17 protein-coding genes and 2 pseudogenes are annotated in these 13,563 nt (G+C 61.7%); 12 read left to right on the top strand and 7 right to left on the bottom strand.

All coding sequences use genetic code 11. The annotated features are described in order from the left end of the window. Positions 1–373: 373 nt before the first annotated feature. Together AC1DWU_RS18080 and AC1DWU_RS18075 are read right to left on the bottom strand one after the other, a co-directional pair. A complete protein-coding gene (locus AC1DWU_RS18080; protein WP_477151399.1) occupies positions 374–763 on the bottom strand; it encodes a hypothetical protein in 390 nt (129 codons plus the stop codon). Between the two features lie 208 nt (positions 764–971). Continuing rightward, entirely contained in the window at positions 972–1,250 is a 279-nt protein-coding gene (locus AC1DWU_RS18075; RefSeq protein WP_477151398.1) for a GlsB/YeaQ/YmgE family stress response membrane protein, read from the bottom strand. A gap of 332 nt (positions 1,251–1,582) precedes the next feature. Here AC1DWU_RS18075 and AC1DWU_RS18070 point away from each other — a divergent pair, with 332 nt between their 5' ends. Further along, positions 1,583–1,963, top strand: coding sequence for a low affinity iron permease family protein (locus tag AC1DWU_RS18070; protein WP_477151397.1), 381 nt, complete (start codon positions 1,583–1,585; stop codon positions 1,961–1,963). A 413-nt stretch (positions 1,964–2,376) separates the two neighbouring features. On the opposite strand, the gene AC1DWU_RS18065 is transcribed toward AC1DWU_RS18070, so the two are convergent. Continuing rightward, the gene (locus tag AC1DWU_RS18065; RefSeq protein ID WP_477151396.1) at positions 2,377–2,568 is read right to left on the bottom strand and encodes a hypothetical protein; all 192 of its coding nucleotides are present in this window, start codon (positions 2,566–2,568) and stop codon (positions 2,377–2,379) included. Positions 2,569–3,214: 646 nt separating this feature from the next. On the opposite strand from AC1DWU_RS18065, the gene AC1DWU_RS18060 reads away from it, so the two are divergent. From AC1DWU_RS18060 to AC1DWU_RS18040, 5 genes are all read left to right on the top strand, one after another. Further along, positions 3,215–3,529 carry a hypothetical protein gene (locus AC1DWU_RS18060; RefSeq protein WP_477151395.1) on the top strand — a complete coding sequence of 105 codons (315 nt, stop codon included), beginning with the start codon at positions 3,215–3,217 and terminating at the stop codon, positions 3,527–3,529. 325 nt (positions 3,530–3,854) lie between these two features. Then, entirely contained in the window at positions 3,855–3,983 is a 129-nt protein-coding gene (locus tag AC1DWU_RS18055) for a hypothetical protein (RefSeq protein ID WP_477151394.1), read from the top strand. A gap of 76 nt (positions 3,984–4,059) precedes the next feature. Then, positions 4,060–4,323, top strand: a complete 264-nt coding sequence (locus AC1DWU_RS18050) for a DUF6894 family protein (RefSeq protein WP_477151393.1) — start codon at positions 4,060–4,062, stop codon at positions 4,321–4,323. A 30-nt stretch (positions 4,324–4,353) separates the two neighbouring features. After that, positions 4,354–5,013 carry a DUF6766 family protein gene (locus tag AC1DWU_RS18045; RefSeq protein WP_477151392.1) on the top strand — a complete coding sequence of 220 codons (660 nt, stop codon included), beginning with the start codon at positions 4,354–4,356 and terminating at the stop codon, positions 5,011–5,013. A 154-nt stretch (positions 5,014–5,167) separates the two neighbouring features. Continuing rightward, a complete protein-coding gene (locus tag AC1DWU_RS18040) occupies positions 5,168–5,752 on the top strand; it encodes a DUF982 domain-containing protein (RefSeq protein WP_477151391.1) in 585 nt (194 codons plus the stop codon). 366 nt (positions 5,753–6,118) lie between these two features. On the opposite strand, the gene AC1DWU_RS18035 is transcribed toward AC1DWU_RS18040, so the two are convergent. After that, entirely contained in the window at positions 6,119–6,346 is a 228-nt protein-coding gene (locus tag AC1DWU_RS18035) for a hypothetical protein (protein ID WP_477151390.1), read from the bottom strand. Between the two features lie 260 nt (positions 6,347–6,606). Between AC1DWU_RS18035 and AC1DWU_RS18030 the strand changes: the two genes are divergently transcribed. Further along, a complete protein-coding gene (locus AC1DWU_RS18030) occupies positions 6,607–6,765 on the top strand; it encodes a hypothetical protein (protein WP_477151389.1) in 159 nt (52 codons plus the stop codon). A 62-nt stretch (positions 6,766–6,827) separates the two neighbouring features. Here the strand turns inward: AC1DWU_RS18030 and AC1DWU_RS18025 are convergent, their stop codons facing one another. Both AC1DWU_RS18025 and trhA read right to left on the bottom strand, forming a co-directional pair. Next, positions 6,828–7,520, bottom strand: coding sequence for an EF-hand domain-containing protein (locus tag AC1DWU_RS18025; protein WP_477151388.1), 693 nt, complete (start codon positions 7,518–7,520; stop codon positions 6,828–6,830). A 303-nt stretch (positions 7,521–7,823) separates the two neighbouring features. Beyond that, a complete protein-coding gene (trhA, locus tag AC1DWU_RS18020) occupies positions 7,824–8,510 on the bottom strand; it encodes a PAQR family membrane homeostasis protein TrhA (RefSeq protein ID WP_477151387.1) in 687 nt (228 codons plus the stop codon). An 89-nt stretch (positions 8,511–8,599) separates the two neighbouring features. On the opposite strand from trhA, the pseudogene AC1DWU_RS18015 reads away from it, so the two are divergent. The 4 genes and pseudogenes from AC1DWU_RS18015 to AC1DWU_RS18000 form a co-directional block, all read left to right on the top strand. Further along, positions 8,600–8,770, top strand: a pseudogene (locus AC1DWU_RS18015) (SDR family NAD(P)-dependent oxidoreductase); the annotation flags it as partial. After that, a pseudogene (locus AC1DWU_RS18010) lies at positions 8,770–8,968 on the top strand (NAD(P)-binding domain-containing protein); the annotation flags it as partial. The pseudogenes AC1DWU_RS18015 and AC1DWU_RS18010, both read left to right, overlap by 1 nt. 723 nt (positions 8,969–9,691) lie before the next feature. Continuing rightward, positions 9,692–10,357 carry an outer membrane protein gene (locus AC1DWU_RS18005; RefSeq protein ID WP_477151386.1) on the top strand — a complete coding sequence of 222 codons (666 nt, stop codon included), beginning with the start codon at positions 9,692–9,694 and terminating at the stop codon, positions 10,355–10,357. 203 nt (positions 10,358–10,560) lie between these two features. After that, positions 10,561–12,054, top strand: coding sequence for a class I adenylate-forming enzyme family protein (locus AC1DWU_RS18000; RefSeq protein ID WP_477151385.1), 1,494 nt, complete (start codon positions 10,561–10,563; stop codon positions 12,052–12,054). Between the two features lie 6 nt (positions 12,055–12,060). Here the strand turns inward: AC1DWU_RS18000 and AC1DWU_RS17995 are convergent, their stop codons facing one another. Then, positions 12,061–12,309 (bottom strand): acyl carrier protein, encoded by a 249-nt coding sequence (locus tag AC1DWU_RS17995; RefSeq protein WP_477151384.1) that lies wholly within the window; start codon positions 12,307–12,309, stop codon positions 12,061–12,063. A 114-nt stretch (positions 12,310–12,423) separates the two neighbouring features. Here AC1DWU_RS17995 and AC1DWU_RS17990 point away from each other — a divergent pair. Then, positions 12,424–13,563, top strand: a 1,140-nt coding sequence (locus tag AC1DWU_RS17990) for a phthiocerol/phthiodiolone dimycocerosyl transferase family protein (protein ID WP_477151383.1), incomplete at its 3' end; no start/stop codon positions are given.

The raw sequence follows: 13,563 nt of genomic DNA, 5'->3' as shown, positions 1-13,563 counted from the left end.
ATAATAGCGCGCCCAGCCAGCAGGCAACAACGGGCTTGCTATTTTGGATCGGCGGCAGGCGCCGATCACACGCCACGCGGGCCTGACACAAACGAAGGACTCTGCCAACGTCCGCTGCTGGCCCAAAGCTGTCGTCAGCAGGGGAGCCGTCTAGAGTGCTGCACTGGTTCTCGAAGCGCCGGCGTCGGATCCGGTCCCAGAGCGCGGACCATCGATGCCGACGAGCAGGCGCGACCGTTGCTGGCGATGATCTACAGACTTAAGACATTCGCGCCGATACCCGGGTCAATGCGGCGTTCTAAAGTTATCTCGTGAACGGTAATCGTGACTTCCAAGGATCCGCCCCCGCCTGAGGTGGGTGTGAAAGAGCCCGCTAAGCGTCTTTCTTCATTTCAACGCGAATGCCGTGAAGAGTCTGGTCGGATCCATTGAACACGCGCCCGGCGGGTTGCGGCGCCATGTGTACGACGAGGCAGCCCTTGCCATTCCAAGCGTTGGCAGCCTGGATGACATCGCGATTAGGTGGCAGTTCAGTTCCATCGGGCGCCACGTCGACTACCGGTGGCTTAATGGCGTCGAAAACAAAGATCGAAGGCCAACGATGATGATGCACCGGCTCTTCATCATTTGGCTCGAGCGTTACCTCAATGACGCGGATATTCTCGTTCTCGAACAATACTTTGTGGCGCTTCGGTGCGGCGACTACCGCATCGAGAGCTGGATCCCAAGTCGAGGGATCGTCGATACTGTTTTGCAAGTTCATCTCAACCTCCCCTTGTCGAACGCTAACTCTTTACATCTGGATTCCGATATTTGGAATATATCTGACACGCCACCCTGGCGTCATTGCTTGGTCGCGTGACGCCAACCTCAAGGAGGGCGAGTTCGGTCCGCCCATGGTGTTGTTCCAGGCAAGCGACGTGCCGAGTGCGGCCCCGCCATCTCGGCAGGCCGCATGCGATGGGCTCCCCTTAGCGTCGCCAAAACCGTCCGCCGCTTCCGCGCTGCACTAGGCCGATAATGACGAGAAGGATCACCGCACCAATCGTGGCACTCACGACTGCCGCCACCATCCCAGTTCCCAAAGCGATGCCGAGTTGCGGGAGTAACCAGCTGCCGATCAGTGCCCCAACAACGCCGACCGCCATGTTCCCCATTAGGCCGAGACCCGAGCCCCTGACAATCAGGCCGGCCAGCCATCCCGCTATCAGACCCACGAGGAGGATGACCAATAGGCTTTCAGTGCTCATTTGCTGTGTTCTCCAAACCATTGCGCCCCACAGGGAAGTAAAAGCCGCCCCGCAGGTGGCGGAGCGGCGACAGTATCCCCGGGGGCGTGGGGTCTGCTGACCAGAACGGTCACGCTCAGCAACGATCGGGCGAATGCTTTCGTTCCGGCCGCTGCTAATTCACCTGTACTGATTGCCTCGGTACCAAACTAAGCTCTGAGGGGGCCGCTGACGGCTCGCCCGAAGCGCTGCAAGCAATTGCTGCCTGCGTGCACCGGTTTAGCGACGCTGGTTCGATCATTACGCTCCCGCGGGAGCATCTAAATCGCGTCAGGGACGTTGTGGATGCCGCCATGAAGCCCACAACCACATCTAGCCGCATCAGCCGACTGATCTACCGCCTCGCAGACTTCCTCTCAGACTGGCGAGGGTTCATTGCCACTTTTCTTGCCCTGATGGCAGGGATCGGCATCGGTGCTGCGTTGCAATTCAACGAAGGCTTCATGTTCGGCTTCAACATTTTCCTCTCGGTGGCGGCCATCGTCATCAGTGGCGTTATCCTTGTGGCCGGCGCGCGCAGTGAGGCGGCCCTGCACGTGAAGCTCGACTACCTGATCGAGCACTCCCCCGCCACCAACAAGGTCGTCGGCCTGGAACACAAGGACGCGCGGGAGATCGAAGAAGAGCGCCGCCGCGTCGAGCGGGAAGTTGCTGAACCCAGGCGACGACCATGAACGCGCGCCCAGCCCGGCTGAATGGGCTGTTCTCGCTCAGGGAGGCAGGCATCGAGCGGCACGATGAACAAGACGTCCAAGTAACCGAGCAAACGACTTCGCCCCTCTCTTCACGTTGTCCAGCACGCGCACCTCCGAGCCAGCCGTGGTTGAAGCGGTGCCGGCGGCGCTGCGTGGAGGGCCGGCCTTAGAACCGATCAGGTATGAGGCATGCCACAACGTGCCGCCTATACCGAGAGCTAGGACCGCTGCAAGCACCAGCCAGACGAGTACAACTGCCCAGCCCCAATCAAATCGTCCTCGCAGTAGGTAGTCCCCCTTTGACGGAGGCCAGCCAATCCGAACTTCCTTAGAACCGCTGAACGGCTGGTGGAAACGGCAACGTCACCGCCGACTTTTGTTTCGCCCAGGAGTCAGGTTGCCGGGGCCACGTCGGCCGGTACGACCTGCCGCATCTTGCCGTCCTCGTCGGGGGCGAAGACTTGAGCCTTGCGGCCCACGTCACCGAAGATTTCGGCGAAGCGGAACGCGTTGGCAGTTGCATGTTGGGCGGTCTCGAACGGGCCATAGGACTTGCCCTCGCAGTCGACCCACCATTGGTCCATGCTCTGGACCACCAGAAACCAACAGGTCTTCACGGACGGTCGAACCTCACAACGACTTCCATCGACCCGCGCCGGACCACGGAACAGGGCACCGATCCCTCGTTGGGGACCGACAGCTTGAAGGCGGAAGGAAGAGTGGCGTTACGGCCAACGCGAAGCATTGCACCGGTGCCGGATGCGAGGGATGCACATTGCAACTCGCAGCGATCTCGCCATCGACGATGGATGTTCCCTTTCAGCACGCGCTGTCTGGGAAAACTCCAGAAATCAGTCATTTGGGCCCCTTGCATATCGTCTGACCCAATGCAGCCAGGGCGGCGTGGTTCCGGACCACCGACTTCAGTCGGTACTCACGCGGCCGCTAGGGGAAGGGAGCGGCGGGCGCCCCGATGAGCGCCTGGAGCGCCCGCCGTGAGATGCCCCTCAGGTTGCGGCGAACGAAGGGCATCCGGCCAGGCCCCGCAGAAGAGCCTGGTTACTGATGGGGACGCCGACCCTCGTTTTGCAGACAAACCAATCAAGGCGGAGCGCGTTGGTTCCAGGAGGCGGACTTCAGTCGCCACCCGCATGGCGCCTGAAGTCGTCGCCCGGAACAGGTCCCCTATGTCGGGGTTCATGCACCACACCCGGCTCTAGGAGATCAAAAATGAAAACGCTACTCGCACTATCCCTCGCCTGCGCAATGGCGATCGGCTCGGCCCCGGTCCTCGCACAGGACAACAATGCCAACCCGGCTGCACCAGGACAGGACCGCACCTGCCTGGTCACGACTGGCGTGCCGAACAGCTGGAACGACGTCGACGTCGTCGGCACCAAGTGGCTGCCGCGCAAGGCCGCGGAAGCTCAAGCGAAGAAGGACCCCACCACGATGAAGACCTTCGAGTACGCCGACGACCCACTGGTACTCAATCACACGTACGCCTCGGCCGAAGAGCTGTGCAACAAGCACTTCGTGAAATGACCACCTCAAGCCCGCGCTGACCTGCTTGCCCGAAAACCGAGCCGACAGCCGATGCGCCTCCGCTTCAACTGCCGACTGTCGAGGTCCCGGTCTCCAATACGGAGGCTGGGGCCTTCTGCGTTCCTTCTTCGATTGGTACTGAGAATGAAGCAACGACCGCCCAGGCGAGCACCAAGGCTGCCAAGCCTGCCGCCAGGGCAACCCAGATTGCGCGATCTGACTGAATAGCTTTGTACCCTCGGAGATGCCTTGCGCTTCGTAGCGGACGGCGGCTAGCCGGACCAAAGTCCGTAGTGGGACGGCCGGGGCCGGCAGCACCGGCATCTTGGCGCGCGAGCCAAATGGCGCCATCGACCTCGTGCGGCTCATCGTCCTCGTCGAACCCGAACCACCCGCACCAGTAATGGAACTCAAGGTTCTGTACCTCGCGATCGGCGCTCGGCCGTGGTGGTGAGCCAGTTAGCCAACTGGCGCCAACCCGGATCGATTTTTGAGATGCGGAGTTCCTCACAGATCGGGGAGGCCGGGCGATGACGCGTTACTTCTTTGACCTCCATGATAGCGCCGACGGCGTGTTCAACGACCTGGAGGGGCAACAGCTTGCCACTGACGAGCTAGCGCGAGTTCAGGCTGCGCTTACCCTCGCTGAGATAGTTCGAGACTGTCTTCCCGATGACAGCTCCCCCAGGGACCTAATAGTCGTCGTGCGCACCGATGCTCACGGACCGCTGTTAGAAACCCGTCTGCATTGGGAGACGCACCATCTAGAGGGCCGGACCGGAGAATTACCCTGACCTCCAATTACCACAGGAGACAACTGCGCGATGCGCTTCTTCAAAGATAACGGTCTGACCATTGTCCTGATGGCTGCGTTCCTCGCAACGTTGATGGGCATGCTATTCGCGGGGTGGATGGCCAACAATGCCGAACTCGCCGAGCATGGTTGGGCAACCATGGGGCTCCTGGAGTTCTTCCTCTCCGGTGAATTCAACTCTGCCGTGTTCGAGAACTGGGAGAGCGAGTTTCTCCAGATGGGGTTCTATGTCGTCCTGACGTCGTTCCTGTTCCAGCGTGGCTCGTCGGAATCAAAAGATCCGGACGCTGCCGAGGAGGTAGATGAAGATCCGGCAAAGAAGAGCCGCAACAAGTCAGCGCCTTGGCCGGTACGAGCGGGCGGGCTGTGGTTGTGGCTCTATTCCTACTCGCTTGGGATCCTGCTTGCGGGACTCTTTCTCGTTTCTTTCGTCGCCCACTGGCTTGCCAGCGCGGCGGCGGCGAACGAAGAGGCCGCCCTCCACGGGGAAGCACCAGCAACTCTGGTCGATCACCTCTTTAGCGCGCCGCTGTGGTTCGAATCCCTCCAAAACTGGCAGTCCGAGTTTCTGTCGACTGCAGTAATCGTGGTGCTCTCGATCTTCCTGCGGTTCCGCGGATCCCCAGAGTCAAAGCCTGTGGCCGCGCCCCATGCAAAGACAGGAGGGTAGCGCAACCGCACCACTCGCCCCACATTGAAGTGGGCCGCCCACCGGCCCACTCTCACCCTTATCGCAACCTCTTGACGGGTCCAAAGTCCGCTCCCATCTGGCAGGTCGTCAGCGGTCAAACCGCATTGCTTGTTTCAGACGATCGGAGGAAGTGATGGGACATCGGCCCTTTTCCAAACCTGTATTCTTGAAGCTCCACCACACGGGAAATTTCCAGGCGCGAAGCGCGTGGGAGGCTCTGGAATATCTCGACCTGCATTGGCCGGAAGCGCGGACCGCGCACTACCGCCAGGCTCGCGCCCTCTGCCAGTCGGCAGTGGACGGTTTCGTTGATGCCGAAGCTGCTCGGAACGCTGTCGTCGACGCAGCCCAGCGGGCAGGAGTTCTAGCTAGAGGCTGGGAAGTTGACGGTGTGCCCACCAACACGGTGTTTGTCGCGAACCGCCCCTCGTGGACCAGTGACGCCGAGGACGATGACGTAACTGACGTAGACCTTATCGGGTACTATCATCCCCGCGAGATCCTTGCGGACCCCTCAGTGGCGCCAAGCAGGAAGAAAAAGATGCTGGCGTTCTGGGGCTCGGACATTCACGCGGTGGCGGGCGCACCGGCTCTGCGGTGCGTGCGAGGAGTCACTGTCACGATCGATGACATCCGCATCGCGATGGACACACTCGACAAGGAGATCGATCCGGCCGCCATGCATCCCAAAGCAACTGGTCGAAATCATGAGGTCTAGAAGGGGAGCAGGAGCCACAGCATAACGCCCAGTCACCGGGCCTAGGGGCTCCGCTGCTGGTGGACGCTTTCACTGTGCCCGCCTCGACCTGTAGTTGGGGAAGCCCGCGGCGAGCCGAAGAAGCGGTTGCTGAGCAGCTAGCTCTGCTCTTCCTGTTGGTGCACGCCCCACGTAGCGGAGCGCTGTTCGGCAACTCCGGTTTGCACAACGATCTCCGCCACGTCTTGGGGCTGGGGGATGGAGCGCCCAGCTTTTCGGCCTAGGCGGACTTTCGGTGCTGGGAAGCGATCCTCAGGATATGCCTTCTGCACTTCGTGTCTCCATAAGAGTGAGGCCTGCCCCCAACGGAGGCAGGCTGAGTTTGCGCTATTTGTCGTTCTTGTGGCTCTGGCGACCCGCCTCGGCGTGCTGTTCGCGAGTACCGCCTTGCGTGCCGCCGGACTTGCTATCGTCGTCCTTGCGGCCCTGGCTGCTGGAGCTCTCGCTCTGCCTGCCGCCGGGAGACTGCGACTTGCCCTGGGAGCCGGCACCCTGTTTGTGGTCCGAGCCGCCGCCCGAAGACCTATTGCCGCCAGAACCTTGCTGATTGGCCATTTTGTTTCTCCTCTAAGGATGATTCCCTAGGGTGGACAAACTTGACCGTGGTGGGTTCGTTCCTGACCAAATATTTCGGTCGGAATGTCTTTTGATATTGACGGCATTGGCTGTTGGCGGCTCGCTCGACACTTGTCCCGCTTTCGCTAAGGGAGTTCGGGCATTGGACGGAACCAGGCAGGGCCGATATGCTGAGTGTTCAACAGTGGGGCGTGTACATGCCGAAGTTTCCTCCTAAGCCGCCAGCACCAAGTGTACGCGTGAAGATCGGCGCCGCCATCGAACGCAGCCGAGGGCTGTCCAAGGATGAGCGGCCAATGTCGCAGCAGGAGGTGGTCAAGGACATGATTGCCAAGCTGGATCTGCCAGCATCGCTCAAGAAGCAACTGCGCCGCCGACACGGACTGGAAAGGCACTAAAGCTCGGCCCCGACTTCAACTTTGAAGCCGGGGCCGCGAATTGCACGCTTCTGTGGCCGGTGCTAGCCGGCAGTCGCGCTCGAGACCACGTAAACGGTGACGGTGTCGCCATCCGCAGTGGCGCCCAACACATCCGCCATCGTGGCGCCACGCGATTGAACCGCAGTGACGGCCGCAGCATTGGCTTCCAACGCCTTACGAATGTTGGTTGCCCCTTCGGCGGCCAGCGCCGAAGAAGTCTCGTCCGCTGCGCAGTTCGACACGAGCACCACCTTGACGTTCGTGGCGGCAGTCAGCGCGCCCGGATCAGCCATCTTGAGGGTGCTCGTGACGCCAGCCAGGCCGCTGGCATCGCAGGCTATTGTGTCGTTGGACAGTGCTGCTAAAGCTGCCTCGGCTGCGGCGGCTTCTTCCAAGGTGACAGTACCGTCGCCGTTTGCGTCGAGCACAATGCTGGCATTGCCGCTGGCGGTGATGACGGCGTTGGCCGCGGCGATTTCCTCGGCACTGAGGGTGCCGTCGCCGTTTGCGTCGACGGTCAGGCTCGCCGTTGCATTGGCAGAGGCGCTTGCGCCAGCCGTTGCGGCCGCGGCGGCATCGGCTGCCGTTTGTTCCTCAGCGGTGACGTTGCCGTCTCCGTTCGCGTCGGCGGTTACACCGGCCGCAGCGTTAACCGTCGAGTCGACCTGCGCGTATGCCGGATTCATCGATAGTGCCAGAGCAGTGGCCAGCGCTAGAATTGAGATGCTTTTCATTGTTCTTGTTCCTTTTTGGGGCCGGGCAGCATCTCAACTTCCCCCGGGGAGTATGGTTGCGTCTCCCCGCAAGGGGGCCCTAACTCCGGCTAGTTCTCGCCGCGCCTATTTTCTCTCCCCCGTCCTGAATTTGCAGAGCTCGCGCGACAGGGCATCGATCAGCTTATCGAGGCCCGGCGTGCGCGTCCGGTGCCGCACCTGGTCCATCAGACACGACAGGGTTTGCTTGTCGGCAGCCCGGATCGAAAAGAGCGCGACGACATCCGGCCACGGCGCCGCCAGCTGGTCATGGCGGGCACATAGTTATAGCCGCTGCAACACCATGCAGTCGAGAACCGCCCACAAGTGGATGCTTGCCCCCACCACAACAAACGTATGCCAGATCACATTGTGAAAGCGCAGTCTCTCCCATAGGTGGAAAACGATCCCCGAGGAGTAAGCCACGCCGCCTGCCAGGATCAGCATGAGCGTGTTCGCCGGCAGGGCTGCGGAAAGTGACTGGAAGATAAGCAGGCCACTGAAGCCGATGCCGAGATAGAGCAACAGCGCTAACCGGCCGAAATGCTGCGGTATGATCAGCTTCAGGGCGATGCCAACGAGGGCAGCGCTCCATATGGCGACCAGCATCAACATGCCGGTGGGAGTGTCGTTGAGCAAAGCCAGGAGCGGCGTATAGGTGCCTGCAATCAACAGAAAGATGGCGGCCTGGTCGAACCTCGCCAACACGCGCTTGAGCGGGGTAATCGGCGAGAGGTTGAACGCGAACGAAACGCTGAGGACAAGCAAGAGCGAGCCTACATATACACAGATCATGGGCCATTCCGACGGCGCGGTTCGCAGTCCGCTGAGCGCCACGAGCGTTCCTCCCAAGGAACCCGCGATAAGCAAACCGATCGCATGGATTACCGCGTCGCCGATTAGCTCTTGCCGGGAGTAGGGCTCGCCGCGGTGCCACCAGGTGCGGTTGGAGAACTGAGGGGAGAAGATCATCGCTTGCCTCGCTTGGGCCTCGCTTGGGCAAAGACAACGTCATTCAGGGCGAACCGATCCGCCTCACCGTCGCTTCGCTGATCAAATCCGGCGGCCAGCACAATCTCGACGACCTCGACCGCCTGTTCGACACGGTCAGACGGGAGAAGGGCAAGATCGATGTCCTCTACGCGAGCGCCGGCATGGGCGAAGCCCTCCCGCTGAGCGAGATTACCGAGCAACACTTCGATGCGGCCTTCAACCTGAACGCGCGCGCATCATGAGCTACGCAATTGTAGGATTCGGCAGGATAGGCCAGGCCCCTCGCCCACGCCTTCGCCCGTAAGAACATCGAGGTGGCGGTCGCGAGCCGCCGGCCGCCCGAGGCGTTGGCCCCGCCAGCTCGGGCGATTGGACCCACGGTCGTCGCCAAGTCGCTGCGGGAGGCACTCGAGGCCGATACAATCATCCTGAGGGTGGCGCGCTGGTGCACGCCCGGAGCCGCACCTGGGGCCAGTTCATCTTCCAGGATTTGTTCAAGAAGGAGCAGTGATCTGCGTATGAGCCCCGTTCGAAGAGCGGGGAGACCGGCGACGGAGCGCCAGATCTGCAGGTCGCTTAGTATCTCTCGACGATCGGCGGCGTCAAGACTGCCCCTCTCGTAACTGCGACTTCGCTTGGCGAGAGTTCGACGATCACGACTCCCGTAAGAGATAGGCATCGAGCCTCCGGCGACCCGTAGCTCTGGTCAACGGGCCTGGCAGCGTTGGGGGTGGATTCATTTTCTGGGTGTGGCGGTTGATGACCGGTTTCAACAAGGCACTCGACGACCGCGACGCCGCAGCCGGTCTTGAAAGGGAGCGATCGTCGAGGAGGACATCCGCCGGGAGTTCGGCGACTACAAAGTCCACGCAGCAGAAACCTTTGCTCCCAATGAAGTGACTCGGCGGCGTAGGCCGGGTCGAGAGCGCCGTCGACAGGTTGACGGGTCGAATCCATCGGCTGCTGGAAGCGCAGGCGAACGCACCTCAGCCCAGTCGGAGGAGCGGCGCAAGATCGCCGCGATTGGCGCCGCCCTGATCCATTGGCAGAACTGTAGCGTGAAGGTGACAGTTTGGCGGCGATACGCCCGTGCTGCGCGGATCCCGCTCGCCAAGATTGCGGCCCGCAGTTAGAGTCTTCGTATCATTGGGGAGCTTTCCATGAATCGCATCACCACGGCCTTCCTCTGCGGCGTCGCAGCATTTGCATTCGCGCCTGTCACCCACGCGGCTGATCTGATCATCGAGGAACCGGCTGCGGGCATAGTCGACGTCTCGGGGGACTGGGATGGCGCCTATGTCGGCGTTTTCGCCGGTGGGGCTTGGGGCACCTATGAGGACAACGGCCCGGTCGGGGGCGACGAGGACATCTCGGGCTGGCTAATTGGCCTTGCGGCCGGCGCGGACTTCACTGTCGCCGATGGTATCGTCGTGGGTGTAGTTGCGGACGCCGCGTGGTCCGATGTGGGCTTCGGCTTCACCGATATCGCCGAAGAGTACAACTTCAGCATCGATTGGCAGGCGTCGCTCCGCGGCAAGCTTGGTTTTGACGGTGGCTCGTTCCTTCCGTATCTGACGGCGGGTCTTGCAGTCGCTGGCACTTCGGTCGATTACGTCAGCTTGGGGCCGGTGTTCGAGGATTCCCAAGTGCACGTCGGTTGGACCGTCGGCGCCGGTGTAGAGTTCGCGCTCACCGACAGTGTGTCGGTTGACTTGCTGTACAGGTACTCGGACTACGGCACGCAGACATACAACGAAGCGGGTCCTGACTACGAGGCGAGCTTCACCACCCATACCGCAAGTGTCGGCCTGAACTGGTCGTTCTGACGGCCTCATAGGATGGACGAACCACATTGGGCCGCCCTCGGGGCGGTCCTTTTTGTTTGCACGGTGCTTCACCCTCCGCGAGAAGAGCTCCACCTCAACGCGGGCCAAAGCTCCTCGCAGGATGCTTGCCTCAGTCGTCCTACTCGGACATGATCGCCCCACCTGCCTCCCTAAGATAACCCATTGGTTTGTTTGGTGAAGGTATGATCTTCGAGAACTTCGCGCACATTGCTGCGCGCGCACCGGGTACGAGCGGGCTTCGCCAGAACGGCCGTTCTTACTCCTATGGTGAGCTGGTCGAACGGATCGCCCGCATGGCCGCGGGTCTTAGGTCAGGGGGTATCGGGATCGGTGATCCAGTTGCGATCCTGATGCCCAACTCGCCTGAGCTCTTTGTCGTTGTCCACGCTCTGTTCGCGATCGGCGCCATCGCCATGCCGCTTGGCACGCATGCGACCCTAAGCGAGTGCACCGTTTTGGCGCAGAAGGCGGGCGCCGTCGCGCTCATTGTCTGCAACGAACGCACCGAACTAGGAACAAAGGTTGCCGCGAGCGCCGGGGGCATGCGGCCGTTGCGTGTTTTCGTCGCCGTCGGAGAGGGAAACTTCTCGCTTAGCACCCTTGAGGACGCGGCCCCAATCACTCTACCCAAGCTAGATGGCAGCGTACCGGCACTTTACCTGGCATCCTCGGGATCTACGGGCCTGCCCAAGATTGTGCTGCACACCCACGCCGAACTCCTCGCCGACGCCCGGCGGATGAGCTCCGCGTGGCGGCTGACACCAGATGATACAATCATCAACATCCTGCCCGGCAATTTCGCGATGGGCCTGCTGTTAAGTGCCACGGGCGCAGTCGAAGCGGGTGCCACAACCGTCTATTGGGGCGACCGTCGCCCCTTGGTGCTGGCGCGTCAAACCCTGCTCGACGTCCTTGTTGCCGAGCGGGTTACGGTGATGGGGGCGGTACCTGCCATGTACGACGTGCTGGCCGGCGCACCCGGGGAGGCTGGCCTCGAAACCATGCGGCTTGCATTCTCGGGTGGTGCCGGGCTCAAACGTGCGAGTTACGATCGGTTCCGCGAACGGTTCGGGGTCACCTTGCGCCAGGCCTACGGGTCAACCGAGGCCCTCATGGTTTCCCACAATGATGCGGCCGATATCGATGGCCTGTGGGCCAGCGTCGGCAAGCCGGCGGGCGACGCCGAGGTGCGGATCAACTCCGAGGGCGGTCTGGCTCCCGGAGCCGGCGAACTGATGGTCAGGTCCTCATCGCTGACGTCGGGTTATCTGGGCGAAGCTGAGGCGAACGCTGCAAGCTTCCGCGATGGCTGGCTCAGTACCGGTGACATCGCCCGGCTCGATGAGGACGGCAATATATTCATCGTGGGTCGCAGCAAGCTGCTCATCGAGGTTTCGGGCTTCAAAGTCGACCCCATCGAAGTCGAGGAGACGCTACAGCTTCACCCCGCAGTTGCCGAGGCCGTAGTGGTCGGCGTTCGCCTGTCGCCGCATGCCGACCTACGGCTCAAGGCGTTCGTGGTGCGTGACGAGGAAGTTGCCGCGGAACAATTGATCCGCTTCCTCCGCGAGCGCCTGTCGGCCCACAAGGTGCCTGCGCTGATAGAGTTCCGCGACGCGCTACCCAGGAGTTCGGCGGGCAAGGTGATGCGCGGTCGGCTCAGCGAGGAGGCCTGAAACGTCCTATCCCAAGCGACGGGCAACGTAAGCGGCGACGCTCGCCGGTGTCTCGAACAGGTCCGGATTCAGGTCCGCATCCGGTATTTGCAAGCCGAACTCGGATTCGATGAACTGGATGAGGCCGACCAGCCCGATCGAGTCGAGAAGACCCTTCTCCAGCAACCCGGTCTGCGGTGTGACTGGCTCGCTGTTGCCGGCGTCGGCGACTGCCTTGGAGAGGTAGGCCATGACCGTTTGCCCGACCTTGTCCAATTGAGGTTCTCCTACCCAGTATTTGCCATACTTATCATCGCTCTCGCCAATCGCACCATATCCTCGGTAACATGAATGCGCGACTTGGCGGCACGAGGCGCTGGGGAGGGGATGATGAGGGACAGCCGGAAGCTCGGGGAGCAGGAGCGGCTCCTGCACTACATGCATCCCTATGGCGGGTTAATGCCGCTGCAGGTGCTACACATACGGGGCGGGCTCGACGGCAATCTCGTGGCCCGCGGGCTCGATTGGCTGCAGCGGCGGCATCCGATGCTGCGCGCGCATGTTCGTTATGGCGGCCCGATCTTCATAAAGAAGCCTCCCTTCGTCTATCGCCAACCCTATTTCGACACCGAGGGCACGACCAGGATCCCCCTCCAAATCCGGGACGAACCCTGGGAGGACGTGCTCACCGAAGAGATGAGCAAGCCGATGCCGAGCACCCGGAGCCCACGGTTGCGGGTCACTCTGGTGCGCGATCAGCAAGATCCTGAGCTCAACCATCTGATGTTCTGCGGCGACCATGCCACGATGGACGCCTATACTGCCCACCTGATCAGCCGGCAGCTGCTCGAGTTTTTTGCCGACCCTGCCGTGATGGAGCTTATGCCCCCAGTCAACGACAGCTTGCCGCCGTCCCTTGAGACCGGATTTCCAAAAAAGCCCGATAGCGGTACGAAAGGCTACCAACCCGCGCTCCGCTTGCCACGCCAGCGTGTTCCCGGCGCCAAACGAGCCACCCGCGTCATCGCGCGCCGGCTCGACGTCGCGGCGACCGATGCGCTCAAGGCAGCGGTAAAGGTAAATCGGACCACCCTTCACGGCGCCATTGCTGGGGCATTCTTACTCGCAATGCACCAGCACTACGGCGTAGCGCAGATGACCTGTGTGTCCAGCGTTGACCTGCGTCGGCTGCTAAGACCACCACTGCCGCCCGAAACCTATGGCTGCTACATCGACGTGCTGCGCACCCGGCACGAGCTTGGTCCCGATCTGTGGCCGATCGCTCGTGATGTTTCCTTCAAGCTGGTGACCGCTCTGGCCAAGGACCACGAGGCCGCCTCGCTGCTCAAGCTACCCGGCTGGAAAGCCCTTGCCGCCGAGGTATGGCCGGCGATGACGCACAATCGCCGGATCGACGGCCTGGGCATCACGACTGCTGGAGACTCTGGGCTCGGGTACCGCTTCGGCAACCACACGCTTGAGGGCGTAACCATGGGAGTGGGCATCGATTTCGTCGGCCCCTCGATACTG

It is taken from the genome of Devosia sp. P2_G7, assembly GCF_056403495.1.
The sequence above is the reverse complement of the archived record's forward strand: the minus strand, read 5'-3'. Positions and strand labels throughout refer to the sequence as shown.

What these genes read in the sequence shown, in the direction of transcription:
- AC1DWU_RS18075 (WP_477151398.1), bottom strand. Translation starts at nt 1,250, where the DNA reads ATGAGCACTGAAAGCCTATTGGTCATCCTCCTCGTGGGTCTGATAGCG.
- AC1DWU_RS18045 (WP_477151392.1), top strand. Translation starts at nt 4,354, where the DNA reads ATGCGCTTCTTCAAAGATAACGGTCTGACCATTGTCCTGATGGCTGCG.
- AC1DWU_RS18060 (WP_477151395.1), top strand. Translation starts at nt 3,215, where the DNA reads ATGAAAACGCTACTCGCACTATCCCTCGCCTGCGCAATGGCGATCGGC.
- AC1DWU_RS18050 (WP_477151393.1), top strand. Translation starts at nt 4,060, where the DNA reads ATGACGCGTTACTTCTTTGACCTCCATGATAGCGCCGACGGCGTGTTC.
- AC1DWU_RS18035 (WP_477151390.1), bottom strand. Translation starts at nt 6,346, where the DNA reads ATGGCCAATCAGCAAGGTTCTGGCGGCAATAGGTCTTCGGGCGGCGGC.
- AC1DWU_RS18025 (WP_477151388.1), bottom strand. Translation starts at nt 7,520, where the DNA reads ATGAAAAGCATCTCAATTCTAGCGCTGGCCACTGCTCTGGCACTATCG.
- trhA (WP_477151387.1), bottom strand. Translation starts at nt 8,510, where the DNA reads ATGATCTTCTCCCCTCAGTTCTCCAACCGCACCTGGTGGCACCGCGGC.
- AC1DWU_RS18070 (WP_477151397.1), top strand. Translation starts at nt 1,583, where the DNA reads ATGAAGCCCACAACCACATCTAGCCGCATCAGCCGACTGATCTACCGC.
- AC1DWU_RS18065 (WP_477151396.1), bottom strand. Translation starts at nt 2,568, where the DNA reads ATGGACCAATGGTGGGTCGACTGCGAGGGCAAGTCCTATGGCCCGTTC.
- AC1DWU_RS18000 (WP_477151385.1), top strand. Translation starts at nt 10,561, where the DNA reads ATGATCTTCGAGAACTTCGCGCACATTGCTGCGCGCGCACCGGGTACG.
- AC1DWU_RS18040 (WP_477151391.1), top strand. Translation starts at nt 5,168, where the DNA reads ATGGGACATCGGCCCTTTTCCAAACCTGTATTCTTGAAGCTCCACCAC.
- AC1DWU_RS18005 (WP_477151386.1), top strand. Translation starts at nt 9,692, where the DNA reads ATGAATCGCATCACCACGGCCTTCCTCTGCGGCGTCGCAGCATTTGCA.
- AC1DWU_RS18080 (WP_477151399.1), bottom strand. Translation starts at nt 763, where the DNA reads ATGAACTTGCAAAACAGTATCGACGATCCCTCGACTTGGGATCCAGCT.